The organism is Paracoccus bogoriensis, from assembly GCF_019431455.1.
GTDB lineage: Bacteria > Pseudomonadota > Alphaproteobacteria > Rhodobacterales > Rhodobacteraceae > Paracoccus > Paracoccus bogoriensis.
On the sequence record NZ_JAHYSR010000021.1, the window covers coordinates 1 to 26,867 of the forward strand.

Sequence of the window (26,867 nt, forward strand, 5' to 3'; positions counted from 1 at the left end):
CACACCGCAGCGGCCGCCTAACCATGAGCCCGGCAACGCTGCCCCGACCCGATTTCAACATTCATCGGGACATCCCCTTCCTCGTCTCGGTCCTCGATCAGCTGAGGTGATGCAGAAAGCCGCACTCGCGGGCTCCGAAGCCAACATCGCAAACCGTGAAATACCAGTCGCAACAACTGCGCCATCATGTGTCTGAAGGTAGCCGTTCGGTCTGACCACGACGCCTGGCGAGGAGCGCGGGCTTGCCCGCACGAAACCCTCCGGTGGGGGGCGACCGAGCCAGGGCCCGCGGGGCCCGAACGGCAGGTGGGCACGGATCGCGTTCACGGTCTGGGCCTGCTGCCTCACAAGAAAGTCCCGTGCCTTGTGCTCCAGCAGCGCCGCCTGCCGCTCGGCCGATTTCACCGGCACGAAGCGCATCGTCGGCCGCGTGACCGCCTCGCAGATGGCTTCGGCATCGTTCGTCGGCTTGCGCGGCTGCACCGCAGCCACGGTCCTCCTCACCATCTATCTTCCCGCGCGTCACGGACCCCGATATCCTGGTCGTCGATAACGGCCCGGAACTGCGCGGGCGGGCGCTGGATGGATGGACCGATGATCACCGCGTCCAGGGTTAGCGCCCGAACACGCCTCTATCCCGACAAGGCACGGCCCGAGACGTGCGAAGACCCCCAGCACCTGCGACCGGCGCAGCCGACGGCGGACGATCATGCGCCTCTCTGCATCGACGCCGTGCATCTGGAAAACGCCCTTGGCCAGATCGAGGCAAAGGGTGACAGGCTGATCCATGGATCGCCCCCTCAGGGGAATGCTCCGCGGCGCCCACCCCGGCACATCGCGATGCCGCAAGCGGGGCCATCCACATCATCAATGGCGCTTGCGCCTCACCCGCTTGTCCGTCCAAGCCGCTTCGTCCGGCGCGCCACGCCATCACCATGGTGTCCACCATCGGTGGTGGACACTGTCCGGCTATCTCAGCCCGTGGCGGAGCGGTCAGGCCGGGCGGTTAGGTCGAGGCCAAGCAGCAGGGAAGCTTTCGTCCGGCAGGCTGACAGGGCCACCCGGATGGAGAGGTTTTCCGTGCGCGCCGGCCGTCGATGTCTGTTCTCCCGAGTTCCGAGGCGGCTGCGCGGGCAGCGAACGAAGTGACCTAAGTGTGCGCCAGCACGGCCTTCCGGGCGCGGCGCCATGCTCGCCCGAACCAGGTGCCGTTCACGGCGGTCAGGCGGGGCGGGACCGTGCGACGGACAGAAATTGTGATCCAGCCCCCTGGCCTCGCCCCCCAATCTGTCGGCGCGGAAATCCAGGGGCGTGCCGGCGAGGTGCAGGATCCGGCCGTCGGGGATGAACTGCGCATCGACGGGCAGGTAATCCTCGGCCACGATCCGCAGGTGGTAGCCCCGGATGTCGCCCTGACCGTCAAGGTCGAAATAGCCATGGTGGGTCAGGCTGCACGGGGTGGCCTTGTCCGTTCGCGCCGACAATGTGACGCGCAGCGTCCGGTCGGTCAGCGCGATGCCCGCGGTGATGTCAAGCGGCCCGGAAGGCCCATAATCCGTCGGGCAGAGACAGGCACAGCGTGACCGAGGCGGGCTCCAGCGCGCTGATCAGCCAAAGCATCGTATCGGTTCCCTCGCTGTCGCCATGCAACATGCGGCGGCCGAGGAAATTGGCGTCCAGTGCGTGGCTCTGGCCGTCCAGGACCACCCGCGCGCCGCCGATGCGGTTGGCATAGCGGCCGACGATGGCGCCGATAGAGCGGCCGCGCCCCAGATATTCCGCGGGCGTGGCAGCCCGGAACCGGCGGATGGGCGACACCCTCCATCCTCAGATCCTGCACGATCGCACCCCGTGTCAGAACGCGCGCCCGCAGCCCGCCCCCGGCCAGCGTCATGGCCTCGATCTTGCGGCCGTCGGGCAGGGTGTTGAATTTCGCCCTCTGCTCGGCCTGCGGCGTGCGGGTCATGGGTTGGGCTCCGTCACGGCTTTGCCTGTTCAGATGCCGGATGCAGGGCTTCCGCAAGCCCGTCTAGCCCTGGGGCGTGCTGGCCTTGCGCTGCGCGGCGCGTTCCAGGCCCAGCTTGCGTTCGCGCCAGATGATCATGATACCGGCCAGGATCACGATGGCGGCCCCCAGGATGACCGGCAGGCCCGGCACTTCGGCAAAGAACCACCAGCCGATGCCGACGGCCAACAGCATCGAGACATAGTCGAACGGCGCGATGACCGAAGCGTCGGCATGGCGATAGGCCGAAGTCAGCAGGATCTGCCCCACCCCGCCCAGCAGCCCCGTCGTCACCAACAGCGCCAGCGTCGGAAGGTCTGGCAGCACCCAACCGAAGGGCAGCGTCAGCAGCGACAGACCCGACGCCGTGATCGAGAACCAGAAGACAATGGCCGAGGTGCGCTCGACCTGGACCAGCTTGCGAACGAAGATCATCGCCAGCGCCGTGCAGATCGCGCCGGTCAACGCGACCACCGCCCCCAGCATCCGCGCCGGGTCGGCGTCCCCCGCGCCCGACCCCAGCTGTGGCGACAGCACGATCAGCACTCCGCAAAGCCCAAGCGCGACCATGCCCAACCGAAAGGCGCGCACATCCTCGCCCAGGAACATCCCCGCAAAGACCACCACCAGCAGTGGCGAGGCATAGCCGATCGCCGTCGCCTCGGGCAGCGGCAGAAGCGCCAGCGCCCAGAAGCCGAAACCCATCGCCGCCGTTCCCGCAAGCCCGCGATAGACGTGACCCATGGGCCGCACGCTGTGAAGCCCGCCGCGCCATTCCCGCCGCCAGACCAGCCAGGCCAGGATTACCGGCACCGCAAAGAGCGACCGGAAGAACACTTGCTGGCCCGGCGGCACGCCGATCTCGGGCGCCGAGGTCGCCTTGACCAGCGCGGCCATCACCGTGAACACCGTGACCGAGGCGCATTTCAGCAGGATGCCCCGCAGCGGAGAAGATAGCCCGGATGTCACGTCGCACGTCCCTGGTTCGTTGCCGCGAACTAGCCAGAATTTGCAGATCGTGTAAATCCCCCGACCCCATTGCTCGTGCGTTTCGCTTGCACCTGATGGTGAGACCGCCTTACATGCAGAAAGAGAACCGTTATGTTCCGTTTTTGATCGTGCAGGGCCGTCAGGGCGCAGCGCGCCTCAGGGTTCTTTCCGCCGCTTGTCGGGATGATCGCGATGTATTGCACCTGCTGCGGCCACGAGGCCGACCCCGATTGTGCAACCTGTGTCGGTTGCGGGGCACGCTGGTGCCGCCAGCCTGCCGGAATGACGGTGGGTCTGCGATCATGCAGATCGCGCGGCGGCGCTGGTCGCCCTTTGGCGCCGGCTCGGCATTGTGGCGCAAGGCGTGGCGCCCGAAAAACTGAGGGCCAGCCGAGCGGTGCGGATCTGCCTTGATGCGGATCAAGGGCCATTCCCGGCCTGAACGGCATCGTCCCGCCAGCGTTCAAGACCGGGGCTTTTGCCGGCCCCCTCTTGCGTGGCATGGTTGCGGCATGAAGCGTTTTCTTTCCCGCCATCTGCCTCTTCTGACCATGCTGATCGTTCTGGTCGCGGGATTGAGCCTGGCGGCCGGTTCCGTCGCGCGGCAGGCGGGCCTTGCACGTCTGGATGAGGAATTGCAGGGCCGTGTCGCCCTGGCCCGTCACGCCATCGTCACCCAGATCGAGCGCTATCGTTACCTGCCCGCCATCATCGCCGAGGATGCGCGTATCCAGGATCTTCTGGCCACGCCGGACGGGTCGGCAGAGGCGGCCAACAGCTATCTTCGGGTCGCGCGCGATCTGTCGGGCGCGGACGAGATTTATCTGCTGGATGTGCGCGGGGTGACGCTGGCGGCCAGCAATCATGCCGAACCGAGCAGTTTCGTCGGCCATGATTATTCCTTCCGCCCCTATTTCGTTGACGCGATGCAACTGGGCGAGGGGCGCTATTACGCCGTCGGCGTGACGACAGGCGTGCCCGGTTATTTCCTGGCCTCGCGGGTGGGGGATGCGGAAGCGCCGCTTGGCGTGGCGGTGACCAAGGTGGACATGGCGGGACTGGCCGCTGCCTGGGAGGGCGCCGGGCAGGATATCGGGCTGGCTGATGATCTGGGCATCGTCTTTCTGGCCGGGCGTGCGGATTGGGTCTATCGCCCGCTGGACCCCCTGCCCGAAACCGCGCTGGCGCGGATCGCGGCCGAGCGGCGCTATGACGGGATGGAGATCGCCGCCGCCCTGCCGCTGCGAGAGGCGATGGACGGGGGGCTGCATCTGGCCGAGGGACTGCTGGAGTCCGATCGCTGGCGGATCATCGCCGGACTGCCGACGGCGCCGGTCGATGCTCAGGCGCGGCTGGTCGCGGCGGCGACCGCGCTGGCGGGGTTGCTGGCCTCGGCGCTTGGGCTGGGCTTGTGGCAGCGGCGTCAGCTGATCCGGGTGCGGCTGAACCAGAATGCCGAACTGGAGCGGCGCGTGGCCGAGCGGACCGAGGCCCTCGCGCGCGAGATCGACGAGCGCCGCCGCGCGCAGGAGGATCTGCGCCGCACCCATGAGAGCCTGGTCCATGCCGCAAAGCTGGCCGTGCTGGGGCGCATGTCCTCGACCATCGTGCACGAGGTCAGCCAGCCCCTTTCGGCGCTGGACAGCACATTGGCGGCGGCCGAACTGCACCTGGCGGCAGGGCGGGACGACCGGGCGGCGGCAAGCCTGGGCTCGGGGCGGGCAATGCTGGTGCGGATGCAGAAGATGGTGCGCAATCTCAAGCGGTTCGGCGCAAGGCAGCGCCCCGAGCCGCCCGAGTCCGTCGATCTGGCGCAGGTCGTGACCGGCAGCGCCGAAATTCTGGCGCCCCGGCTGCGCGAACTGGGCCAGAGCCTCGTGCTGGACCTTCCCGCTGGCCTGCCTGCGGCGCGCGGCCATGCGATCCGGTTCGAGCAAGCGGTAACGAACCTGATCCTGAACGCAGCCGAGGCCAATGCCATCCAGGGCAGCGTCGAGCCGATCCGTGTCGCGCTGGCCCTTGGGCAGGACGGGTTGCGCCTGGTGATCGAGGATCGCGGACCGGGTATCGCGCCGGGCATGGAAAGCCGCATCCGCGAGCCCTTTTTCACCACGCGCCTGTCGGGCGAAGGCCTGGGTCTGGGCCTCTCGATCACGCAGGGCATTCTGGATCAGGCAGAGGGGCGGCTGCGCTTTCATCCCCGACCGGGCGGCGGCACCGTGACCGAGGTCGAACTGCCCCTGTTCCGCCCTGAGCGGCTGGCGGGCTGATCTCATGCAGGGCAATCGCGGCAGGATCATCTTCATCGACGACGAGGCGGGCCTGTGCGAGGCCGCAGGCGACTGGCTGGAGGCATCGGGCTTCGTCGTGCGGACCTTTACCGACCCCGTTGCCGCGCTGGCGGGTCTGGACCTGCCCGGCTGCGATTGCGTCGTCACCGACCTGCGGATGCCCGGACTTGACGGGCAGCAGGTTCTGGACGCGCTGAGGCTGCGCGACCCCGATCTGCCTGTCGTGCTGCTGTCGGGCCATGCCGACGTGCCGGTCGCGGTTGCGGCCATGCGGACCGGCGCACATGATTTTCTCGAAAAACCCTATCGCGCCGAACATCTGGTCGAGGTTCTGGACAATGCCGTCGCCTTGCGCCGCGCGCGGCGGCAGGCGCGGGCGGGCGGGCCTGCGCTGATGTCGGAACGGCTGGAGGCGCGGTTGCCGGGCAGCAGCGCGCAGGTCCGCTACCTGCGCCAGCGGGTGCGGGCGCTGGCCGATCTGCCGGTCGATCTGATGCTGTCGGGCGAGCCGGGGACGGGTCGGCTTGCGCTTGCCCGCTGTCTGCACGATCTGGGGCGGCGGGCGCGCAAGCCCTTTGTCGCGCTGGACGCCCATGCACTGACCGGTCCGGGGGCCGAGGCCGAATTGTTCGGGCTGGATCGCGGGTCGGGCGGCGCCGGCCGGGCGGGCCGGGTCGAACAAGCCAGCGGCGGGACGCTCTATATCGCCTCGATCGAGGCGCTACCGCTAGCCTTGCAGGCGCGGCTGATGGCGGTGCTGCGCGAAGGCGAGGTGATGCGCAGCGGCGGCCTGACGCCGCGTCCGGTCGATCTGCGCCTGATCGCGGGGACCGGGCCGGAACCCCAGCGTGCCGTGGCCGAAGGTCGGCTGCGCGCTGACCTGTTTCATCACCTGTCGGCCGCCGCGCTGCCGCTGCCACCTCTGCGGCACCGCCGCGAAGATCTGGCCGAATTGTTCGCCGCCTGCCTGCTTGAGGCCGCGCGAAGGCTGGGCTTACCCGCCCCGGACCTGCGCGCCGCGGATCTGGACCGACTGATGGCGCATGACTGGCCGGGCAACTTGCCGGAATTGCGCGCCGCGGCGCAGCGTCTGCTTCTGGCGCCCGAACCTGCGCCCCTGCCCGACCCCGCCCCGCCCCTGCCCGAGCGGCTGGCCGCGATCGAGGCCGCGATGATCGCCTCGGCCCTGGCCGAGGCCGGGGGTGTGGCCGCGCAGGCCGCCGAACGTCTGGGCCTGCCACGCCGGACGTTGAACGAAAAGATTGCGCGCTATGGCCTGCGCGACGACTGATCGGGCGGTTTCTTGCCAGACAATTTGCAAACCTGGCGGAATGACGCCAGGTCTCTGTTCAGGTAGAGAGTAATTTCACATGAAAACAAATTCTTAAAGAAGTTCGCTCAATGTCACGCCGTCGTGAATTCTGCGTGGGTTCGAGAGGCCTCGGCTGCTAGCCTTCCCGCCAGAACATCATGGGAGGATCGCATGTTCCATCGCATCGCAGCCGCCATTCCGGTGGCCGCCCTGTCGGGCATTCTAGCGACCGCGCCGCAGGCGCAGGCGCAGGATTTCATCAACATTCTGACCGGGGGCACCTCGGGGGTCTATTACCCCCTTGGCGTGGCGCTGTCCGAGATCTACGCCGCGGGCATCGACGGGTCACGCACGCAGGTCCAAGCCACCAAGGCCAGCGTCGAGAACCTGAACCTGCTGGCCCAGGGCCGGGGCGAGATCGCCTTTGCGCTTGGCGACAGCGTCAAGATGGCGTGGGAGGGCAACGAGGAAGCGGGCTTCCCCCGTCCCCTGTCCGAACTGCGCGCCATCGCGGCGATCTATCCGAATTATATCCAGATCGTGGCCGACGCTTCCTCGGGGGCGGTGACGCTGGACGATCTGCGCGGCAAGACGCTGTCGGTCGGCGCCCCGGCCTCGGGGACGGAGCTGAACGCGCGGGCGATCTTTGCCGCAGCCGGAATGAGCTATGACGATCTGGGCCGGGTCGAATACCTGCCCTATGCGGAATCGGCCGAACTGATCAAGAACCGCCAGTTGCAGGCCACGCTGCAATCCTCGGGTCTGGGCGTGGCCTTCATCCAGGACCTGTCGGCCACCCACGACATTACTATCGTCGAGATCCCCGAAGAGGTCGTGACCGCCATCGGCGAACCCTTCGTGCCCGCGACCATCCCGGCGGGCACCTATGCGGGGATCGATCAGGACATCGCCACGGCGGCGGTGGGCAACATGCTGATCACCCATGAGGGCGTCAGCGAGGAAACCGCCTATCAGATGACGAAGCTGATGTTCGACAATCTCGACCGGATGCGCAGCGCCCACGGCGCGGCGGCGGCGATCACCCCGGAAACCGCGCTGGACGGCCTGCCCATCCCGCTGCATCCGGGGGCCGAGCGGTATTACCGCGAGATCGGCCTGATCCAGTAAGCCGAACGGCCAGCACCCCTGCGCGGGCCGTCCCCCTACCCGGAGAGCGCCGTGAGACATCCCATCCCCGCCGGCGGGACCGCGCCGGCCCACCATCCCCGTCTGGACCCCCATGCCGAGGCCGAGGTCAGCGAGGGCCTGCCCCCCGGCTTCGGACAGGGCATCCCCGGCCGCATCGCCTTCTGGCTGGCCGTCGTCTTCTCGCTGTTCCAGCTTTGGGCTGCGGCCTACGGCACCCTGCCCAGCCAGATCGTGCGGGCGATGCATGTGGGCTTCCTGCTGCTGCTGGGCTTTGTCCTGATCGGCAATCTGGTCGCGAAAACGCGGGCGGGTCAGGCGTTCTTCTGGACGCTCGGGATCCTGGGCTTTCTGACCGGGATCTATCAATGGGTCGAATATGCGCCCCTGATCCGCCGCACGGGGTTCCTGACCCAGATGGATCTGGTCATGGGCACCATCCTGATTGTGCTGGTCTTCGAGGGCGCGCGCCGCCTGATGGGCTGGCCGCTGGCGGTGATCGCGGGGATCTTCCTGGCCTATTGCTTTCTGGGCCAGCATCTGCCTGCGCCCTTCATCCATCGCGGCTACGGCTTCGACCAGATCGTCGAGCACTTCGCCTTTGGGACCGAAGGCATCTATGGCAGCCCGATCTATGTCAGCAGCGCCTATATCTTCATCTTCGTGGTCTTTGCGGCGTTTCTGGAACGCGCGGGGATGCTGAACCTGTTCAACGATTTCGCGCTTGGCATGGTGGGCCATGTGCGGGGCGGGCCTGCGCAGGTGGCCACGCTGTCATCGGCACTGATGGGCACGATCTCGGGGTCGGGGGTGGCCAATGTAGTGGCCTCGGGGCAGTTCACCATCCCGATGATGAAGAAATCGGGCTTTCGCCCCGCCTTCGCGGGCGGGGTCGAGGCCACGGCCTCGATGGGCGGGCAGATCATGCCGCCGGTCATGGGCGCGGTGGCCTTCATCATGGCCGAGACGCTGAACGTCCCCTATGCGCAAGTCGTCAAGGCGGCGATCGTTCCGGCGATGCTGTATTTCGGCGTCGTGTTCTGGATGGTCTGGCTTCAGGCCGGGCGCGACAATCTGCGGGGTCTGCCGCGCGAGACGCTGCCCAATCCCTGGCACGCGGTGCGCGATCAATGGCCGCTGGTCCTGCCGCTGGCGGCGCTGGTCTATCTGCTGTTTGCGGGCTACACGCCAATCTTCGCGGGCACGATGGGGCTGGCGCTGGTCACGGTGCTGATCCTTGCCACGCCGCTGGCTGCGATGATCGGGCCTTTCGCCTTCCGCATGGTGTTCTGGGTGGCGATCGGCCTCGCGGCGGCCAGCTTCATGCGCTACGGCGTCAACCTTCTGGCCATTGTGATCGCGGGGTTGATGATCGCGTGCCTTCTCCTGAAAGGGGCAAGACCCACGGTCGGCATCGTGCGCGACGCGCTGGCGCAAGGGGCACGCAATGCGCTGCCGGTCGGCATGGCCTGCGCCATCGTGGGCATCGTGATCGGCACGCTGACGCTGACCGGGATCGCTTCGACCTTCATCGGCGCGATCATCGCCATCGGGCAGAACAACCTGTTCCTGTCGCTGCTGCTGACCATGCTGACCTGCCTTGTGCTGGGCATGGGCATCCCGACGATCCCGAACTACATCATCACCTCGTCGCTGGCCGGCCCTGCCCTGCTGGAGCTGGGCGTGCCGCTGCTGGTCAGCCATATGTTCGTCTTCTATTTCGGGATCATGGCCGACCTGACGCCCCCCGTCGCGCTGGCCTGCTTTGCCGCGGCCCCCATCGCCAAATCGACCGGGCTGAAGATCTCGATGCAGGCGATCCGGCTGGCGGCGGCGGGCTTCATCATCCCCTTCATGGCGGTTTATACGCCATCACTGATGCTACAGGATGGCGGCGCCATCGCCGAGGCCTGGGGCTACCCGGTCGAGGTCGCCTACGTGCTGCTGAAAACGGTGCTGGGCGTCGGTCTCTGGGGTGTCGCGGTGGTGGGCTACCTGCTCGACCGCACCACCCTGCCCGAGCGACTGCTGGCTCTTGCGGGCGGCGTCTCGCTGATCCTTGCGATGCCGGGTTCGGATGCGGCGGGCTTCGGACTGGCGCTGGCCTTCCTGGCCGTGCATGGGCTGCGTATCCGCCGCCGGCGGGCGGCCGCCTGATGCTGTGCCTTGCCGCCGGCGCCACGGTGCTGACGCTGGCGGCGGGCGAATTCACGCTGGAATGGACGCATTCCGTCAGCCGGACCCTCTGGTGGGAACGCTGGCAGATCAGCGCCGAAGGGCTTGCGCCCGTCGAGGCGCGGCTGACCGGCGCAGGTGCCGGAATGGAGCCGCCCCCCGATGCGATCTGGCGCAACGGCGCCTGGCACTACACCCCCCGTGTCGCGCCGCAGCGCGAGATCTGGCTGGCCGCTTCCGGCGCCACGGCAGGCTGGCGGCTATGCGCTGGCGCGCAATGCCACGATCTTTCGGGGACGGGCCAGCCGCTGCGACTCTGGACAGGCGCCGAGGACTGCGGTCCGCCATGACCCCCGGTCCAGCGGTCGGCCCAGCCCAGCAAAAGCCGAACGATCCGCCGATGCCCCTCTTGCCGCGGCGCTGCCTCTGTGCCGGGGCTCTGACGCGGAAACCGGCTGATGGCCAGACCGCCCCACGGCTGCCGTGATGACGACGTTATGCCTGCAAGCACCCGGTGCGCCTGCGCCCGTGGGGTCAAACGGCTCGTGCGGTCCCGGCCACCACTGGATTCGCAAGATACGCTGGCCGGATCTGTGCGGCACAGCCGCTGGCGGACAACGACCTGAAGCCGGCGATCGCCCCGGAAGACACGGCTTTCTTCTGTCCTCTCGATGCGGAACGGGGTGCGGGGCAGCGACGTTTCGGTGTCACGCCCGGTTCTGACCGGACGGCAAGGAACACGGAAGGGGACATCTCGGCACATGCACGGCACGGACGAACGTCTGACCCGACCGGGGCAGAATTGCTGGCGCGTCGAGCGGTCCGGCCGGTTTACCGTCATCCGCGACGGCGACGCCTATTTCACCGCGGTCAGGCAGGCGATGGCGCAGGCCCGGCGCAGCATCCTGCTGATCGGCTGGGATTTCGACGCACGCATCAATCTGGGCGACCCCGCCGCCGATGGCGGTCCGGCCCGGCTTGGCGATTTCGTGCTGTGGCTGGCACGCAGCCGACCCGACCTGCATATCCGTCTGCTGCGTTGGGATACCGGCGCCATCAAGTCGCTGTTTCGCGGCACGACCATTCTGACCATCCTGCGCTGGAAGCTGCATCCGCGCATCACCTTGCGGCTGGACGGGCATCACCCGCTGGCCAGTTCGCACCATCAGAAGATCGTTGTCATCGACGACTGCCTGGCCTTCTGCGGCGGGATCGACATGACCGAGGGCCGGTGGGATACCCCCGAACACCGCGACCAGGAACCCCGCCGCACCGACCCGGCAGGCCGCCCGGTCATGCCCTGGCACGACGCCGCCGCCGCCTTTGACGGGCCGGCTGCCCGCGCATTGGGCGATCTGGCCCGCGAACGCTGGCGCATCGCCACGGGCGAGCAACTGCCCCCCGTCGCCGATATCCGGGATTGCTGGCCCGATAGCCTGAAGCCCGCCTTCCGTGGCGCGACCCTGGCCATCGCGCGGACCCGGCCCGAGATGAAGACCGTCGAGCCGATCCACGAGATCGAGCAACTGTCGCTGGACCTGATCGCGCGGGCACGACGCTTCATCTATGCCGAAAGCCAGTATTTCGCCTCGCGCAAGATCGCACAAGCCATCGCGCAGCGCCTGACCCGGCCCGAGCCGCCCGAAATCGTTGTCATCAACCCCATTGGCGCACAGGGCTGGCTCGAGCCGCTGGCCATGGACACCGCCCGCGCCCGGTTGGTCGAGGCTCTGCGTGCATTGGACCGGCAAGGCCGTTTCCGGCTTTACCATCCCGTGACCGAGGCCGGTTCCGAAATCTATGTCCATGCCAAGCTGATGATCGTGGACGATCTGTGGCTGCGTGTCGGATCATCGAATTTCAACAACCGCTCGATGCGGCTGGACAGCGAATGCGACGTGCTCGTGACGGCGGAGCACGAGGACCGGATCGAGGACCGGCACAGCATCGCCGCGCTGCGCGAGACCCTTCTGGGCGAGCATCTGGGCCTGCCCCCAGAGCGGATTGCCTCGCTGATCGACCGCCATGGCGGGCTGATCCCGATGATCGAAGCGGCGCGGCGCCCACCCGGCACCGGTCGGACCCTGATCCCCTACGAATTGCCGCAACTGACAGGCTTCGAGGAATGGCTGGCCGAGAACGAGATCCTCGACCCCAATGGCGCCGACCGCATCTTCGAGCCATTGAGTCGCCGCAGCCTCTTTCGCGGTTGGCGCTGGCGTCGCCCGGGGTGAAATGATCGTCGGGCTTGAATCGGCGCCGCAAGGTCTTATCCTGGCCCGATGCCGGACCCGACCGGCCTTTTGCGAACCTCCATGCCTGTCCTGACACCGCCCTTGATCCTGCTGCGCCGCGCCTGCCTGATGCTGGCGGTGCTGTTGGTCATGTCGGCGCCGGGACCAAGGCTGCCGGACGCACTGGCCGGTCCGGGCCATGCCATGCTGTCGGACGGCGCGCTGCCGATCGCCTCGGCCCTGCCCGAACGGTTGACCCCGCAAAGCGGCCCCGAGAGCGATCCGGCCCTGTTCGCCCGCAGGGCCGATCCGCCCCAGGCCATACCGGGCCGCATCAGGGCGGCCGTTCTTGCGCGGCCCCTGCCCCTGTCCGGGCCAGGTCCGCAGGCCCATGGTGCCCGGGCGCCCCCGGTGATGGCCGACAGAACCTGACCGCCCCGCGGGGCGTGACATTTCATCGCACTCACCAAGGACAAGAGAATGACCGACCAGACCGGCCCCGAAACGCGGGCCCGGACGTCGCCTGATGGGCGTGCGTTCCAGACCCTGATGCACTGGCTGCTGCTGACCGCGATCATGACCGCCCTGATCGGCGGCGCGGCCTGGCTGTTCTAGCCCGACCTAATGCGAGAGGCTGCGCGCCAGTGCGGCCTCTATCGCGGGGCGGTCCATCTGCTCGCCCAGGAAATCAAGGATCTCGGCGACGTAATCCGCGCCCTCGCGGTAACGCTCGTGCCGGATCGCGAAACATGCTTCAGGCTGCGCCGCGGCGTAATCGGCAAAAAGCTCCTCGGCGCGACGCAACTGCGCAACCACCTGCTCGCGCGGCTGCTGCGCCCACCATCCCGACCGCACCACCGCCTCCAGGTTGCGGGTCTGAAACAGAAACCGTGTTCCTGCGAAGCTGTCGCGCAAAATGTTCAGATAGGTGGCGAAGAAGTCCGGATCCTCGTGAAACCGAATCTCCTTGAACCCCGAAACGCGGCAATCCGGGCCGGGGCGCAGCACTTCGCGGGAAAAGACCTCCATCAAGCCACGGCGCAGCGCGTCCGGGTCCACGTTCTCGGCGCCCGCCCATGGGTCATGCGGCTGGCCGATCAGAGGCGCCAGATAGGCATCGCGCTGCCCGGCCGGCAGCGCCGCGTCCCGCCTGCGACCGGCGAACATCTCGTGGCGTTGCACCAGATCGACCGCCCGCGCCAGGAACCAGGCCAGATTGCCGTTCTCGCCCCGGATCTGATAACCAGGCAGCGTGTTCAGCAGGCTCTGCGTCAAGGTCGAGCCCGACCGGCCGTAGGTCACGATGAAAACATGGGCGCGGGGGGTCGGCAGGACATCATGCGCCCGCTTCTGCATCGGCGCCAAACCTGCTCTTTCTGTCTGCTCGATCATGGCGATGAAGTCGGGAAAACCGAACAGATGCTACTCTGCTGGATCAGCCACAGGCGGCCTGGCGGCAGTCGCAAGGTCCAGCAGATACGCCTTCGGCTTCAGGCCAGCCTGCGTGAGGAAGCTGACGTAGCGCGCGGCCTTTTTCGCCCGGTGCTCGTCATGGGCCGCACCGTCGAACCTGATTGCCTCCTTCAGGCTCGTGCGGGTGATCGGGAAGGTCAGCTCTGAAGCCCGCAGAAAGGGCACGCCTGTTTCGCAGCACATCTCCTCGGTTCGGGTGTCGATTGTCACGGTGCAGGCCATTCGTTCGGCCTGGATCGCCAGTTGCGCGCCATGGAAGCGCGGTCCGATCAGCAGGTCATGGCGGCGCAGTTCGTCCATCCATGCTGTCACGTCATAATAGGACCGCGCGTAATTCAGCGCCCACTGACGGAACTCGGAATGCGTATAGTGCGGCACCGTGTGCTGGTGGATCCGATCAAGCTTGTCGGGCTCGATCTCGTCGAACTCGCCGCGGGAGATGCGAATCATCGCCCCCATGGACTGCACGATGTAGCAACCGGGAAACATCGGGTCCATCATCAGCGCAATCAGCTGCTGCTCGATGCGCCGGGTCTCGCGCCAGCTTTCGTGCCCGCCGGCAACCGCGATCCGTCGCGGCAGCGGCGCGCTTTCCCAGTTTGCAGCAATACGCCTCCCCAGGTCGGGGTCGGGATTCATGAAATGCGAAGGGCAGCCGCCGGCCAAGGTGTCTGCCCCCGTCAGTCTGGCGATCTGTTGCGTCGTGTATGGCCCACGGGTGTAGATGTTCTGGATACCGTGACGCGCCCCGTTGGCGATCAGCTCGTCCAGCCAGGCGCGCGTGCCGTCCGACAGCTCCACATCGGCCCCGAATTCTTTGGCCTGCGCGCCCAGCCCGATGGCGATCACCGGCAAGGTCACATCCTTCAGCAGCTTGGCCAGCCCACCCAGGTCGGTATGCCTGCCCAGCTGGTTCGCGCAGGGAATGACCACCACATCGCAGCTTTCGTTCAGCACCGAAGCCTGGCTATGCCAGGGGAAGTGAAGGATCTCGCCCTCGATCTGCGTGCGCACGGCATGAACAAAGGCAAGGTTGCCGTTGTTGTGACCGATCTTGCGATAGAGCGTGTCAAAGTCCGATGTCGCATACATGCCGCAGTCGGAGCTCTCCCAAAGCAGTCCGATCTTCATGTTACTTTCCTTTCCCATGGTGAAGCTGCCGCTTGGGCGCAAACAAGGCAGGTGCCGAAGAACGATGCCCGCAGAGCCGGTGCCATTCGGCGTCGAACCCCGCCATGTCCAGCGGCGGCTCGATGCGGGCGATGTGTTCGGCAAGAATCTCGGGGCGGTCATGGACAGACAGGATCGTGGCGGCCAAGGCGGCAGGGTCGCCGACGGGAAACTGGATGCCCCAGCCTTCGGTCTTTTCCGCCATGCCTCCGATATCCGAGGCGATCATCGGCGTGCCGGCGGCCCGCGCCTCCTGGATCACGACGGGCGAGTTCTCCCACCAGATCGAGGGGATGATGATCCAGCCGAAGCGCCCCATGATCGAGACGCAATCCTGCGGCCTGTAACGGCCGCGGAACTGCATCCATTCGGGCGGCTTCAGCCCCGGCCACAGGGCGGCAAAAGCCTCGGCAGTCACGCCATAGAGCTCCAGTGTGATCGGATTGGCAGGCGGGGCGGCCTCGATCAGTTCGGCCGCGCGGACAAGGACGTTCAGCCCCTTGGTCGGCGTCGCCTGCCCGAAGAAGGCAAAGCGGCGGCTGCGATACAGAAGGCTTTCGGGAGTCGTCTCGGGCCGGGGCTCCAGATGATCGAGGCCGTTCTCGATCACCGAAATCCGGCCCGGCGGGATGCCCCAGGCCTCGAAACGGTCGGCCAGAAAACGGCTGGGCGACAGCAGCACGTCGAACAGGTCCAGCATCTCGGCCATGCGGGAACGGCGCAGCGCGAAATCGACCGGCGGGCGGTTCAGGCAGGCCGCGCAGGCGACATCGGAAGCGGCGTGGCACAACTCGCCCGAGGTCTTGAGCATCTGGCCGTGATTGGCGCAGATCGCGGTCATCTCGTGAAGGGTGCAGATCATCTGCGCCTCGGGGCGAAGCCCGCGCAGGCGGCGGATCGTGCCCGCGCCGATGTTCCAGAAGTGGTGAAAGTGATAGATGTCGCCCTGAAGCGAGAACAGGAAATCGAGGATCCAATCCTCGTCCTCGATGCGCGGATGCTCCATCGAGAAACTGTCCATCCCCATGCCGCGCAGGCAGAAATCGCGCTCGGAGAAACTCAGCAGCCGCTGGCCGGGGCCGAAGAAGCGCGCCGCGTCCTCGGGGCCGATGGTCGAGCCGACAAACCAGGCATCCTTGTCCTGCGACAGCAGGTGTTGGAACTGACGATAGGCCGCGACTTCGCCGCCGCCATAGCGCAGCGCCGGGTGGGAATGGGATACGATCACGATGCGGGTCATGCGGCCTCGGTCAGCAAAAGGGCCGAACGGGCATCGAAATCGTGCCAGCCCACGCTCTCGATCAGGCTCTGGCAGAAGGGGCCGCGATTGCCCGCCAGAAAGCCCTGGGCGGGGGCGGCGATGAGGCGCGCCTCGTCCTGCGCCAAGGCGCGCAGCGCCAGCGCACGCCAGCCTGCCTCGGGCGTCAGATAGGCCGAGGGTAACGCAAAGGACGCCAGCAGCGCCGGTGCGCTGCCGCAGCACGCAAAGGGCGGGCGGTCGGCGGCGAAACGGCGCCGCAGCGCGGCCTCGTCCCCGCCGCCGGGCAGAGCGGCCACCGGGTCCAGCGTCACGATCAGCAGCGTCTTGTCCAGCGGCTCCAGCAGGATCTCGGGGTCGAGATGGAAGAGAACCGAGGACCGCGCGAAGATCGCCAGCCCCTTGTGACCTGCCGGTTCGGGAGGGGTCAGCGCGCAGCCTGCCAGCGTCACGGCTGCCGCCGCCTCGCGCGACGCGCCGGCCAGCGCGTGATCCAGCGCGGGCGTCAGCGCGGGGCGCAACAGGTGGACCGCCAGCGGGCGGTCCAGCACGGCGGTGACACGGCGCAACACGTCGCGCAGGTCGATATCGTTCAGATCATGGTCCAGCACCAGCAGGACAGGCGCCTCGCGGTCGGCGGCCAGGTTCAGGACCGGCGCCACAGGCAGTTCGGCCGGCAGGGCTTTGCGGTGCAGGCGGCGGGCCAGCGCCTGATCCTCGAGCCCCTGCCCGGTTTCCAGGATCAGACGGGCGACCTTGGCGGGTTCGACCATATCCAGCGGTGCCAGGTGGCCGGAATGATCCAGATGGCCCGGCGGCATCAGCAGAAGGCGCGGCTGCGCCTTTGGCGCCTGCGGCAGCCGGAACGAGGCCGCCCAGCCATCGCGTCCGCTGAACGCATAGCGCGGCGCATAGGCCGCCAGATCGGGGCGCGGCAGGCTGGCCTGCATCAGATCGACCGGCGTGATGCAGCCATCGCAGATGACCAGAGCGGTCATCGTTTCGGCCTGCCGGGTCGCCCCGAGAAACCAGCCCGTGGCCGCGCCCTGCCCGTCAGGACCGATCAGCGCCCTGTCGATGCCAAGCACGTGATCCTGGCTTTCGCGTTCCAGCCGGGGGGCGGCCAGAATGCGGTTCACGACCTTGCGGGCGGTCGGTTGCGCGGGTCCGGTGATCTCGCGCCGCGCGATCATGCGGACATAGGCAAAGAACGCCTCGTCCACACCGATCTCGACCAGTCTGGCCAGGTCCGAGGCCAGCCGGTCATTGGCGATCGGCACATATTCCTTGCCCATGCCCAGAAACAGATCCTCGGAGGGATCATTCGCGCCGGGTTCCTCGGACAGGTCGAACAACGCCAGAAAACCCATCGGAGACAGGGATCGCAGATCACGGCGCGGAAACCGCCGCATCAGCACCGGCAGGACCGAGACATGGCCCACATGCAGGACGATCTCGGGCTGGGGCCGGGGCGACCAGCCCGCAGCCAGAACCTTGTCCGCCGATATGGAAAAACAGAAATCGAGATGCAGCTTCAGGTCCACTGGGATCGTCCGTTCGGCAAGGGGCGCGGCGTTTTCAGACGACCGTCAGGGCAAGGTTCTCGATCAAGAAACGCAGCGGCGGCTGGCGCAGGTGGATGATGACCCGGCGGCCGGTCACGCCCTTGGCGCTTGGCGGCAGCGTCAGGCTGCACAGCGCCTCGCGATGCGCACCCAGCACCCATTCCTGATGCAGGCTGTCGATGATTCTGCCATCCGCCTTGAATTCACGCAGAAAGACATCGGCGATGACGGGCGCGGGAAAGGTCGCGCGGGCATCCAGATAGCAGGTCCGCTCGGCTTCGGTTTCGGGCAATTGGCCCTCGAACGTCATCCAGGTCATGCCGGAATTGCGGAATTCCAACCCCTTTCCGTCCTCGGACTGCGCGAATTCGGCGCGGGCATCCTCGGGGATGCAGATGCCAAGCCTGGACGCAAGAGCGTTGTAACCCTCGTCCAGCAGCCTCTTGGGTTTGCCGTCCAGGCAGCGTCCCGCCTCGGCGACAAGATTGATGCGCTGCTGCTGCAAGGTCATCAGCACGGCGGCGGCAGCTTCGAAGCTGCGAACGGCACAATCGTAAATGGTCGGCATCTGGTCAATCCGTTCAGGTGAGGTGGAGGGAAAGAGGTTGCCGGGCGGCAACCGGAGGCGAAAGCAGCAGACGTTCCTGCAGCCAGCCGCGCAGGGTCGCGGTCGCGTCGCGCCAGGTGCGGCTGTGGCCAGCCGTCCGGGCGCTGATCTCGGCCAGCAGCTCGCGGTCGCGGTCCAGGGCCAGGATGCGGTCGATGATGTGGCGTTCGCATTCGTCCTGGGGAACGATGAAGCCCGTCCGGCCGTTCTCGATCGCCTCGTGCAGGGCGCCCGCCTCGGCGGACAGCACCACGACACCGCAACGCTGCGCCTCCAGCACCGATAGCGGCAACCCTTCGAAATAGGACGGCAGGACAAGGATGTCGGTCTGCGTCAACAGCCGCGTCAGCGCCTCGGGGCCAGACACCGGACCCAGGAAACGGACCTGCGGCGGCCAGCTCAGCTGCTGGCCCTGATCTTCGACCACGGCACGCCCTGCGATGGTCAGATGGATCTGCGGCAGCCTTTCGGCCAGCACGTTGTAGATTGTCGAAAGCCTGCGGATACCCTTTTGCCGGTCGAAGCGCCCCAGGAACAGCACCCGCAGGGGCGCGCGGCGGCCGTGCGGATTGCCGCGAAAGCCGGTGATGCAGCGCTGTTCGGCCGCGCTCATGGGATAGCCCGGCGCATTGGGCACGGCGATCAGCTTCTGGGCCGGGATGCCGTTGGCGTGCATCCAGAGCCGCAGCGTCTCGGAGCAGGTCAGGAACAGGTCATAGGCCTGCTCATAGGCCAAGGCCAGATGCGGCGGGCCATAGCCGCGGCCATAGGTGCTCTGCTCGACCAGATGCTCGTGGTCGATCATCAGCACGCCCCGCCGCCGCAGCCCGTCGGCCACCTTGTGCAGGGCCGCCGAATGCGCGTTGATCACCGCATCCATCGAGGCCAGCAGCCCCATCAGGTCGGGCGCCTGCATTCCCTCGCCCCAGGCGGGTTCGGCGGTGCCCATATATTCCTCGCCGCTCCAGTCGAGGGCGTCGGCGTCGGGCAGCCAGTTCAGTGTCGAGAAGGGCTCCAGCGCCCAGGGTTCGGCATGGATGGGGCGGTCGCTGATGACGAACAGATGCAGCCGGTAGCCATCGGCCCGCAATTCGCGCGCGATGTTGGCGGCGACCTTCTCGACCCCGCCAAAGCTGAAGATCGGCAGAACGATACCGATATCGCGCACATCGTCACGTTTCAGCAGCGGCATGGCGATACCGCCATCGACCGCGCCGCGGGGGATCTGGGCGACCCGATCGCGCCGGATCGCGCCGCCGGGGGCACGCCAGTTCCATTGTTGTCCCAGCGCGCCGCGCCAGGGGCTGCGCACCAGCGACAGCAGAGCCGCGCGCATGATTTCGGCCGCGCCGGTGCTGCCGCCGTTATCGGGTAGCCAATGCGGGCAGCGGATCGCCCAGCTTTCGGTCTCGCAAGGCAGCGGCAGGCTGTCCAGGCGGCGCAGCCAGTCCTCATCCGGGTGGCGCACCATCCTCTCCAGCGCCGAGATGGGCAGGCAGATCGCATCGGCCGGGCGTTCGGGATTGCCGCCATCAGTGACCAGCGACAGGCTGCCGTCATCGCTGTGATCCAGAAAGAACAGATCCATGTCGCGGCCCGACCGCTCGACGCGGCGTTCGCATGTCCAGAGCATCGCATGGATCAGGCGCATCTGCGTCAGATGCGGGGCGACGCCTTCGCGCAGAAAGACAAGATAGGCGGGCGCGTGATTGGCATGGGGATCGGCCAGATGGGCGATGATCATGCGTTCCAGCGCGCGCCAGTCGCTGAGCCTGGGTTCCAGCGGATCGACGCATAATGACACCTTGCGCGCCTCGCCCTCGATCAGGGCGTAGCGCGGGAAATTCTCGGCCTCCAGCGCGACCAGCCTGGGCAGGCGGTAAAGCCAGTCATGCTTGCGGTGCAGATAGGGGCGCAATTCGCCATCCTGCGCGTGAGATCGGCTGAGCATACTGACCGGGCGCTTGCGGTAATGCAGCAAGGGCTGGCGCGCCGATTTTCCCCGAAAACCCAGGCGAGCGGCCTGAAGCCAGAAATCCCAGTCCTCGTAGCCCTGCCTCATCCCTTCGTCGAAGCGCACACCCGCATCCAGAACCCGGCGACGGATCAGGCTGCCTGCATCGCAGGGATTGGCCTCGGCGGCCAGAAGCAGGTCGAATTTCGGTTCCGTGATGAAATGGCCATTCTGGCCGAAGAAGTCGAATTCGGGATAGAACCAGTCGGCCTCTTTCCAGCCCGACAGCAGATGGCCCATCCGCGCCCCGGCGCCTTCGGCCAGCACGTTGTCGGCATCCAGCAGGAAGATCGCGTCAAGATCGGGGTCCAGATCCAGCGCCGCCGCGATCCCCCGGTTGCGCGCCCGGCTGAGACCGCCATTCTCGGTATGCAGCACCATCATCGAGACTCCCAGCAGCGCCTGCCAGGCGGCCAGGGCGCGACGGGTTTCGTCATGGGGGCAGCCATCATCGACCACGATCAGGCGGCGGATCACTCCGGCCTCCAGTTCGCGTTCGACCGAGGCGATGGCATCGTCGATCAGCACCGGATGCCCCTTGGCGGGGATGATCACTGTCACATGCCAGGGGCGGGCGGGGGTCATTCCTCGGCCTCGTCCAAGGGGGCGCCGGTGACGACCCGCAGGCCGCGGAACAGCGCCCAGCTGAGGTCGTTCGGCCCGTCATGGGCCAGCGAGGCGGCCAGAAAAATGTCGGCGCGGTCGCGGATCGGCTCGGAGGGGACGCAATGCGCCTGTGCCCAGCCAAGCGCGGGCAGACCGTGGACCCAGGGACCGATCCGGCCCTGCCAGAAGCCGTCGCGCCCGACCAGCCCGGCCGGGGCCACGCCCACGGCAAGGTTCAGGTTCGGCGCCTGCGGATGGCCCACCGTGACGACGGCGGTGATGTGGCTCAGCCTGGGCAGCCCACATCGCGCAGGACCGCGCAGACCGGGCCGCTGCGCGAGGGATGGACCAAGATCGCATCCTCGTTTTCCCGGTAATCGGCGGTGACGTAATCGGTGGCCGAGGCGGGCTTGGCGAACAGTTCCGGCCTGGGCAGTTCGCCCGCCGACAGGAACCGCGCATGGCGCCCGTCGCCCAGAGGCGAATGCAGGACCAGCGGCTCGTCCGGCAGCGAGGCGCCCGCGACCGCCTTCCAGACGCGCAGCGCCAGCACCATATCGTTGTCGAAGCCGTCGCCCTTGGCGGCAAAGCGCGGATCGGGCACACGCGGACCCATCCCCACCGCCAGACGCGCCGCGCCCGTATAGCGTAGCATCAGCGCGCAGTTGCGCGGATCGCCCGGCAGGGGCGCATCCAGCAGATAGCGCACCCAGCCCGTCCGCGTTTCCTGGCCGCCATAGGCCTCGGTCATCTCCAGCGTTTCGCCATTGGCGTCGATCACGGCGACGGTCAGGCCCAGATCGCGGTTGCGCGGCAGGTCGGGCAGCCACAGATCGACCGCCGTGATGCTGACCGCGTCGATGGGCAGGCGTTGCAGCAGCACGCTGTCGCGCGTCATGTGGCCGATCACGCCGGTCGGTTCCCAGCACAGGCTGCGCGCGATCTGCGGCTCGCCCAAGGTATAGAGAAAGCTCTCGATGGCGCGAAAGCGGATCTTGTCGGACTGCCCTCGCGGCGCAACATCGCCGAGGCGGCGCGCATCTCGCCCAGTTCACGCTCGGCCGCAAGCATCCGCTCGCCGAGCAGCCCGAACAGGCTCTGGCTGGCGTGTTCGGGCGCTGCGGGATCGACCTCGATCACCGGCAGTTCGGCAAGACCCCTTTCGCGCAGACGCTGCCGCCAGCCGGGCGCATTCCCGGGCAGGACCAGGGCCGCCAGACAGGAGCGGCCCGGCGCAGGTGCGGGCTCATTGCCATCCTTGACATCGGCCAGAACCACCATGCCATCGGGCAGCAGATTGCGGCAATCGGCGGGAATATCGGCATCGACGAACAGCGCCTAGTTCTGAGCTTCGACACCCATCGCAGACCGACCTTTCCAATCAACATGCCTGCCCCGGAACCGGACAGATCGGTGGCCAGACAACGCTTTCTCCAAGGCGCACCCGGCCCAAGCCTTATGTCTGCGCCCGTGCTCCGTCAACAAAAACAATACTGATCTGTTCAGTTTGGATCGGCAGCTCCGGAAGCCGACGTTACAGGTCTTGCATGACAAAGGGATCACGGCCCCGACCGATTCCCAAGGGAACAGTCGAGGCCGTTGCGCGATTGGCAGCATCGGTCATGAGGATGCCCGGCAAACATCCGCCATTGACCGAAAGGCGGGCAGAACTGGAACGGGTCGCGCCTCAGCGGCTGCGGCAATAGCGGGTCAGGGCGGCGCGCACCCCACCCTGTCGCAGCAGGCCAAGCTGCGCAGCAAAGGCGGCGCGCAACGTCGCATCGGCGCCAAGATCGCCAAACACCGCGACATTGCCCAGGAAAGCGGCCGGATCGTCCCGCGCCGCGATTGCGTGGCGGCGCAGGGTCTCGTGGGCGTCGTCATTCGGTGCGATGGGTTGGCCTGCCTCGGTCGCGCCCTCGCAATAGCGGCACCACAGCGCGACCTCCAGCGCCAGCCCCTCGACCGGCAGGCCCGCCGCCAGCCGGTCGCGCAGCGTCGGCAGGATGAATTTCGGCTGCCGGTTCGACCCGTCCAGACACAGGCGCGGGATCGTGTCGCCGATCCGGGGGTTGGAGAAGCGGCTGACGATCAGATCCAGATAAGCGCCGTAATCCACGCCGGGAATCGGGGCAAGGGTCGGGATGATCTCGCGCGTCTCCAGCGCGACCAGCCAGTCGCGGATGTCGGCGTCGGCCATCGCGTCATGCACGAAGTGATGCCCCAGCAGTGCCGAGGCATAGGCGATCGCCGCATGGCCGCCATTCAGGATGCGCAGCTTCATCAGCTCGTGCCGCGCCACATCGGCGACGAATTCGACGCCCACCCTCTCCAGCGCGGGGCGACCCTGGGGAAAATTGTCCTCCAGCACCCATTGCCTGAACGGCTCGCAGACGACGGGGGCGGCGTCCTCGATCCCGAAACACTCGCGCACCAGTGCCCTTTCGCGGTCGCTGGTCGCCGGGGTGATGCAATCGACCATCGAGTTGGGAAAGGCCATATGCGTCTCGATCCAGTCGGCCAGCGCCGGGTCGGAAAGCCGGGCAAGGCCGGTCAATGTGCGGGCCGCGACATGGCCGTTCCCGGGCAGGTTGTCGCAAGACAGGACCGTGAAGGGCTCAAGCCCCCCTGCCCTGCGCGCGCGTATCGCCGCCAGCATCATGCCAAAGACCGTGCGCGGCGCATCGGGATGGGCCGCGTCATGGCGGATCTCGGGATGGGCGGCGTCGAAGCCGTCGGTCAGTGCATCGACGAAATAGCCGCCCTCGGTGATGGTCAGCGAGACGATGCGGATGCGCGGGTCCGACATGGCCGCGATGACCGCGCCCGGTTCCACAGCGCCAAAGTCGATCATCGGCCCCAGGATGCGCGCCGACAGACCCGCCGGGTCCAGTTCGACCAGCGTGCTCAGCCAGTCCTGCCGCGCAAGCCGATCCCGCATCGCCTGATCTCCCGCGCGCACGCCTGCACCGACCAGCGCCCAGTCATGCCCCTCGCCCAGGGCGAACAGCCGGTCCAGATACCAGGCCAGATGAGCGCGGTGGAAATTGCCGACACCCAGATGCAGGATGCCGGGCGACAGATGGGCGCGGTCATAGCCGGGGCGCGCAACGTCGGGTGGCAATTGGGCCAGAGCGGCCTGGGTCAGGGGAATGGCCATGGTCGGACCTTTCGTCATGCGGCACCGGGCCGCTGCGGCGGCCGGGCCTGGGTTTGCGGGACGCAGGGCGGTCAGGGCAGCCGCAGGCCCCCGTCGTCAAAGCGGTGCAGTTTCGAGACATCGGGCGTCAGCCAGACCGTGTCGCCGTGATGCAGGTCGATCTCGCCGCCCGCGCGCACGGTGATCGTCTTGGCCAGACCGGTCTCCTCGACATGGAAGAACGTGTCGCTGCCCAGATGCTCGCTGACGCCGATCCGGCCCTTCCACGCGCCCTTGGTGGCCGAGATGCCGATATGTTCGGGCCGAATGCCGATCGTCGCGGCACCATGTTCGGCGGCAACCGGCCCGCTGAGAAAGTTCATCCGGGGGCTGCCGATGAAGCCCGCGACGAACAGGTTTCCGGGCGCGCGATACAGATCCATCGGGCTGCCGACCTGTTCGATCCGGCCCGCATTCAGCACCACGATCTTGTCGGCCATGGTCATCGCCTCGACCTGGTCATGGGTGACATAGACCATCGTGGTCTTCAGCCGGTTGTGCAGCTCGCTGATCTCGAGCCGCATCCCCACGCGCAGCGCCGCGTCCAGGTTCGACAGCGGTTCGTCGAAGAGAAACGCCGAGGGCTCGCGCACGATGGCCCGCCCGATGGCGACGCGCTGGCGCTGGCCGCCCGACAGCTGGCCGGGGCGGCGGTCCAGATAGGCGGTCAGGTTCAGCGCGCGGGCGGCGGCCTCGATCCGGCGGTCCTGTTCGTCCTGCGCGATGCCCGCCATGCGCATCGGAAAGGCGATGTTCTTCCTGACCGACATATGCGGATAAAGCGCGTAGGACTGGAACACCATCGCCAGCCCGCGTTTGGCGGGCGGCAGGTCGGTCGCGTCCTCGCCGTCGATCAGGATGCGCCCGCCCGACGTGTCCTCGAGCCCCGCGATCAGCCGCAGCAGCGTCGATTTCCCGCAGCCCGAGGGGCCGACGAAGACGACGAATTCACCGTCATTGATGTCCAGATCCAGGGGCGGGATCACCTCGACCTCGCCGAACTTCTTGGTCACGTTCTCAAGGGTGATGCGTCCCATGATGGCCCCTCATTTCACCGCGCCGAAGGTCAGGCCGCGGACAAGTTGCTTCTGGCTGAACCAGCCCAGGATCAGGATTGGCGCGATGGCCATGGTCGAGGCCGCCGAGAGTTTTGCGTAAAACAGCCCCTCGGGCGAGGAATAGCTGGCGATGAAGGCGGTCAGCGGCGCGGACCGCGCAGCCGTCAGGTTCAGCGTCCAGAACGCCTCGTTCCAGGCCAGGATCACGTTCAGTAGCAGCGTCGAGGCGATGCCGGGGATCGCCATGGGCGTCAGCGCATGGATGATCTCCGCGCGCAGCCCCGCCCCGTCCATGCGCGCGGCTTCCAAGATCTCGCCCGGGATCTCGCGGAAATAGGTGTAGAGCATCCAGACGATGATCGGCAGGTTGATCAGCGTCAGCACGCCGACCAGCAGGATGCGCGTGTCCAGCAGCCCGGTGTCGCGCGCCAGCAGGTAGATCGGCACCAGCACGCCCACGGCGGGCAGCATCTTTGTGGACAGCATCCACATCAGGATGTCGCGCGTCCGCCGCCCCGGCACGAAGGCCATCGACCAGGCGGCGGGAATGGCGATGACCAGCCCGATCAGCGTCGATCCGAACGAGATCACGACCGAGTTCCAGAAATGCCGGAAATAGTTCGAACGCTCCTGCACGGTGACGTAATTGGCCAGCGTCCAGTCGAAGTTCAGGAATTTCGGCGGGATCGCGATGGCGTCGGACTCGGACTTGAAGCTGGTCAGCACGGTCCAGAGGATCGGAAAGAAGATCAGCAATCCGATGGTCCAGGCGATCAACGTGGTCGCGGCCTTGCGGCGGGTGGTGACAGCGCGGGGCATGGGTCTTCCTCCTTACGCGTCGAGATTCTTGCCGATCATCCGCATCAGGAAGATCGCCACGATATTGGCCAGGATGATCGCCACGACCCCGCCTGCCGATCCTAGCCCCACGTCGAATTGCAGCAGCGACTGCATATAGACCAGAAAGGTCAGGTTGGTGCTGGCCGTGCCCGGACCGCCATTCGTCGTCACCAGAATCTCGGCGAAGATCGACAGCAGAAAGATCGTCTGGATCAGGATCACCACCGTGATGGCGCGCGCCAGATGCGGCAGGGTGATGAACCAGAACCGTGCCAGGGGCCCTGCCCCGTCCATCTCGGCCGCCTCCATCTGCTCGCTGTTCAAGGATTGCAGCGCGGTCAGCAGGATCAGCGCGGCAAAGGGCAGCCATTGCCAGGCCACGATGCCGATGATCGAGGCCAGCGGCGCATGGGTCAGGAAGTCATAGGGTTGCAGCCCGACGCTGCGCGCCAGCCAGGCGAAGACCCCGTTCACGGGGTTCATGAACATGTTCTTCCAGACCAGCGCCGAGACGGTCGGCATCACGAAGAAGGGCGCCAGGACCAGCAGCCGCACGATCCCCTGCCCCCAGAACGGCTGGTCCAGAAGCAGCGCGATCAGGATGCCGCCGATCACCGTGATGGTCAGCACGCCCCCGACCAGCGCCAGCGTGTTGCGCAGCGCGGCCATGAAGGCGGGATCGGTGAAGAAGTAATGGTAGTTCTCGAACCCCGCCCAGCTTTCCATGCCGGGCATCAACAGGTTGTAGCGCAGGAACGAGAAATACAGCGTCATCGACAGCGGCACGATCATCCAGCCGAGCAGCAGGATCACGGCGGGCGAGATCATCAGCCTTGCGGCCGTGCGTGAAGCCTTGGTTGACATGCGCTTGCACCTTTGCCGGGGCGGCCGCCTGCGGGCGGGCCGGTCATTTGCGTCAGGGAT

The 26,867-nt window shown here is 67.0% G+C and carries 22 protein-coding genes and 2 pseudogenes; 8 read left to right on the forward strand and 16 right to left on the reverse strand.

Annotation, left to right across the window (positions count from 1 at the left end; genetic code table 11):
• Positions 1 to 381 precede the first annotated feature (381 nt).
• From KY389_RS15855 to KY389_RS10965, 4 genes and pseudogenes are all read right to left on the reverse strand, one after another.
• A pseudogene (locus KY389_RS15855) lies at positions 382 to 789 on the reverse strand (hypothetical protein); the annotation flags it as partial.
• Between the two features lie 185 nt (positions 790 to 974).
• On the reverse strand, positions 975 to 1,484 hold the full coding sequence (locus tag KY389_RS15650; RefSeq protein WP_281426529.1) for an aldose epimerase family protein: 510 nt from the start codon (positions 1,482 to 1,484) through the stop codon (positions 975 to 977).
• A gap of 46 nt (positions 1,485 to 1,530) precedes the next feature.
• Positions 1,531 to 1,818, reverse strand: a complete 288-nt coding sequence (locus KY389_RS15655; protein ID WP_219831000.1) for an aldose epimerase family protein — start codon at positions 1,816 to 1,818, stop codon at positions 1,531 to 1,533.
• A gap of 211 nt (positions 1,819 to 2,029) precedes the next feature.
• On the reverse strand, positions 2,030 to 2,974 hold the full coding sequence (locus tag KY389_RS10965; RefSeq protein WP_343222942.1) for a DMT family transporter: 945 nt from the start codon (positions 2,972 to 2,974) through the stop codon (positions 2,030 to 2,032).
• Between the two features lie 533 nt (positions 2,975 to 3,507).
• On the opposite strand from KY389_RS10965, the gene KY389_RS10970 reads away from it, so the two are divergent.
• The 8 genes from KY389_RS10970 to KY389_RS15660 all read left to right on the forward strand — a co-directional run bounded on the left by KY389_RS10970 (position 3,508) and on the right by KY389_RS15660 (position 12,768).
• Complete coding sequence (locus tag KY389_RS10970; RefSeq protein ID WP_219831001.1) at positions 3,508 to 5,265, forward strand: sensor histidine kinase; 1,758 nt, start codon at positions 3,508 to 3,510, stop codon at positions 5,263 to 5,265.
• A gap of 4 nt (positions 5,266 to 5,269) precedes the next feature.
• Positions 5,270 to 6,577, forward strand: a complete 1,308-nt coding sequence (locus KY389_RS10975) for a sigma-54-dependent transcriptional regulator (RefSeq protein WP_219831002.1) — start codon at positions 5,270 to 5,272, stop codon at positions 6,575 to 6,577.
• Between the two features lie 192 nt (positions 6,578 to 6,769).
• The gene (locus tag KY389_RS10980) at positions 6,770 to 7,726 is read left to right on the forward strand and encodes a TAXI family TRAP transporter solute-binding subunit (RefSeq protein ID WP_219831003.1); all 957 of its coding nucleotides are present in this window, start codon (positions 6,770 to 6,772) and stop codon (positions 7,724 to 7,726) included.
• A 63-nt stretch (positions 7,727 to 7,789) separates the two neighbouring features.
• Entirely contained in the window at positions 7,790 to 9,901 is a 2,112-nt protein-coding gene (locus KY389_RS10985; protein ID WP_219831047.1) for a TRAP transporter permease, read from the forward strand.
• Positions 9,901 to 10,269, forward strand: coding sequence for a DUF1850 domain-containing protein (locus KY389_RS10990; RefSeq protein WP_246588077.1), 369 nt, complete (start codon positions 9,901 to 9,903; stop codon positions 10,267 to 10,269). Before KY389_RS10985 ends, KY389_RS10990 begins: the two co-directional genes overlap by 1 nt.
• A 411-nt stretch (positions 10,270 to 10,680) precedes the next feature.
• A complete protein-coding gene (locus KY389_RS10995; protein ID WP_219831004.1) occupies positions 10,681 to 12,153 on the forward strand; it encodes a phospholipase D-like domain-containing protein in 1,473 nt (490 codons plus the stop codon).
• A gap of 81 nt (positions 12,154 to 12,234) precedes the next feature.
• Positions 12,235 to 12,585: a hypothetical protein gene (locus tag KY389_RS11000; RefSeq protein WP_219831005.1), complete on the forward strand. Its 351-nt coding sequence runs from the start codon at positions 12,235 to 12,237 to the stop codon at positions 12,583 to 12,585.
• Positions 12,586 to 12,633: 48 nt separating this feature from the next.
• Entirely contained in the window at positions 12,634 to 12,768 is a 135-nt protein-coding gene (locus KY389_RS15660; protein ID WP_281426530.1) for a hypothetical protein, read from the forward strand.
• Positions 12,769 to 12,774: 6 nt separating this feature from the next.
• Here KY389_RS15660 and KY389_RS11005 read toward each other — a convergent pair whose 3' ends face one another.
• The 12 genes and pseudogenes from KY389_RS11005 to KY389_RS11055 form a co-directional block, all read right to left on the reverse strand.
• Positions 12,775 to 13,509: a sulfotransferase gene (locus KY389_RS11005; protein ID WP_219831006.1), complete on the reverse strand. Its 735-nt coding sequence runs from the start codon at positions 13,507 to 13,509 to the stop codon at positions 12,775 to 12,777.
• 66 nt (positions 13,510 to 13,575) lie between these two features.
• On the reverse strand, positions 13,576 to 14,757 hold the full coding sequence (locus tag KY389_RS11010; RefSeq protein WP_219831007.1) for a polysaccharide pyruvyl transferase family protein: 1,182 nt from the start codon (positions 14,755 to 14,757) through the stop codon (positions 13,576 to 13,578).
• A gap of 1 nt (position 14,758) precedes the next feature.
• Complete coding sequence (locus KY389_RS11015) at positions 14,759 to 16,036, reverse strand: glycosyltransferase (RefSeq protein ID WP_219831008.1); 1,278 nt, start codon at positions 16,034 to 16,036, stop codon at positions 14,759 to 14,761.
• The gene (locus tag KY389_RS11020; protein WP_219831009.1) at positions 16,033 to 17,598 is read right to left on the reverse strand and encodes a hypothetical protein; all 1,566 of its coding nucleotides are present in this window, start codon (positions 17,596 to 17,598) and stop codon (positions 16,033 to 16,035) included. The genes KY389_RS11015 and KY389_RS11020 overlap by 4 nt, the downstream gene beginning before the upstream one ends.
• 34 nt (positions 17,599 to 17,632) lie before the next feature.
• On the reverse strand, positions 17,633 to 18,187 hold the full coding sequence (locus KY389_RS11025) for a hypothetical protein (RefSeq protein WP_219831010.1): 555 nt from the start codon (positions 18,185 to 18,187) through the stop codon (positions 17,633 to 17,635).
• Between the two features lie 13 nt (positions 18,188 to 18,200).
• Entirely contained in the window at positions 18,201 to 20,825 is a 2,625-nt protein-coding gene (locus tag KY389_RS11030) for a glycosyltransferase (RefSeq protein ID WP_219831011.1), read from the reverse strand.
• Positions 20,822 to 21,804: pseudogene (locus KY389_RS15415) on the reverse strand (DUF6212 domain-containing protein). The gene KY389_RS11030 and the pseudogene KY389_RS15415 overlap by 4 nt, the downstream one beginning before the upstream one ends.
• Entirely contained in the window at positions 21,753 to 22,127 is a 375-nt protein-coding gene (locus tag KY389_RS15420) for a hypothetical protein (RefSeq protein ID WP_246588079.1), read from the reverse strand. Before KY389_RS15420 ends, KY389_RS15415 begins: the two are co-directional and overlap by 52 nt.
• A 406-nt stretch (positions 22,128 to 22,533) precedes the next feature.
• A complete protein-coding gene (locus KY389_RS11040; protein ID WP_219831012.1) occupies positions 22,534 to 24,006 on the reverse strand; it encodes a mannitol dehydrogenase family protein in 1,473 nt (490 codons plus the stop codon).
• A gap of 71 nt (positions 24,007 to 24,077) precedes the next feature.
• Positions 24,078 to 25,082 (reverse strand): ABC transporter ATP-binding protein, encoded by a 1,005-nt coding sequence (locus KY389_RS11045; protein ID WP_219831013.1) that lies wholly within the window; start codon positions 25,080 to 25,082, stop codon positions 24,078 to 24,080.
• Positions 25,083 to 25,091: 9 nt separating this feature from the next.
• Positions 25,092 to 25,922, reverse strand: a complete 831-nt coding sequence (locus KY389_RS11050) for a carbohydrate ABC transporter permease (protein ID WP_219831014.1) — start codon at positions 25,920 to 25,922, stop codon at positions 25,092 to 25,094.
• A gap of 12 nt (positions 25,923 to 25,934) precedes the next feature.
• On the reverse strand, positions 25,935 to 26,807 hold the full coding sequence (locus KY389_RS11055; RefSeq protein WP_219831015.1) for a carbohydrate ABC transporter permease: 873 nt from the start codon (positions 26,805 to 26,807) through the stop codon (positions 25,935 to 25,937).
• Positions 26,808 to 26,867: the final 60 nt, after the last annotated feature.

What these genes read in the sequence shown, in the direction of transcription:
- KY389_RS10995 (WP_219831004.1), top strand. Translation starts at nt 10,681, where the DNA reads ATGCACGGCACGGACGAACGTCTGACCCGACCGGGGCAGAATTGCTGG.
- KY389_RS11000 (WP_219831005.1), top strand. Translation starts at nt 12,235, where the DNA reads ATGCCTGTCCTGACACCGCCCTTGATCCTGCTGCGCCGCGCCTGCCTG.
- KY389_RS11025 (WP_219831010.1), bottom strand. Translation starts at nt 18,187, where the DNA reads ATGCCGACCATTTACGATTGTGCCGTTCGCAGCTTCGAAGCTGCCGCC.
- KY389_RS11015 (WP_219831008.1), bottom strand. Translation starts at nt 16,036, where the DNA reads ATGACCCGCATCGTGATCGTATCCCATTCCCACCCGGCGCTGCGCTAT.
- KY389_RS10970 (WP_219831001.1), top strand. Translation starts at nt 3,508, where the DNA reads ATGAAGCGTTTTCTTTCCCGCCATCTGCCTCTTCTGACCATGCTGATC.
- KY389_RS11005 (WP_219831006.1), bottom strand. Translation starts at nt 13,509, where the DNA reads ATGCAGAAGCGGGCGCATGATGTCCTGCCGACCCCCCGCGCCCATGTT.
- KY389_RS11030 (WP_219831011.1), bottom strand. Translation starts at nt 20,825, where the DNA reads ATGACCCCCGCCCGCCCCTGGCATGTGACAGTGATCATCCCCGCCAAG.
- KY389_RS11050 (WP_219831014.1), bottom strand. Translation starts at nt 25,922, where the DNA reads ATGCCCCGCGCTGTCACCACCCGCCGCAAGGCCGCGACCACGTTGATC.
- KY389_RS11040 (WP_219831012.1), bottom strand. Translation starts at nt 24,006, where the DNA reads ATGGCCATTCCCCTGACCCAGGCCGCTCTGGCCCAATTGCCACCCGAC.
- KY389_RS10975 (WP_219831002.1), top strand. Translation starts at nt 5,270, where the DNA reads ATGCAGGGCAATCGCGGCAGGATCATCTTCATCGACGACGAGGCGGGC.
- KY389_RS10980 (WP_219831003.1), top strand. Translation starts at nt 6,770, where the DNA reads ATGTTCCATCGCATCGCAGCCGCCATTCCGGTGGCCGCCCTGTCGGGC.
- KY389_RS15660 (WP_281426530.1), top strand. Translation starts at nt 12,634, where the DNA reads ATGACCGACCAGACCGGCCCCGAAACGCGGGCCCGGACGTCGCCTGAT.
- KY389_RS11055 (WP_219831015.1), bottom strand. Translation starts at nt 26,807, where the DNA reads ATGTCAACCAAGGCTTCACGCACGGCCGCAAGGCTGATGATCTCGCCC.
- KY389_RS11010 (WP_219831007.1), bottom strand. Translation starts at nt 14,757, where the DNA reads ATGAAGATCGGACTGCTTTGGGAGAGCTCCGACTGCGGCATGTATGCG.
- KY389_RS15420 (WP_246588079.1), bottom strand. Translation starts at nt 22,127, where the DNA reads ATGGTGGTTCTGGCCGATGTCAAGGATGGCAATGAGCCCGCACCTGCG.
- KY389_RS10990 (WP_246588077.1), top strand. Translation starts at nt 9,901, where the DNA reads ATGCTGTGCCTTGCCGCCGGCGCCACGGTGCTGACGCTGGCGGCGGGC.
- KY389_RS11045 (WP_219831013.1), bottom strand. Translation starts at nt 25,082, where the DNA reads ATGGGACGCATCACCCTTGAGAACGTGACCAAGAAGTTCGGCGAGGTC.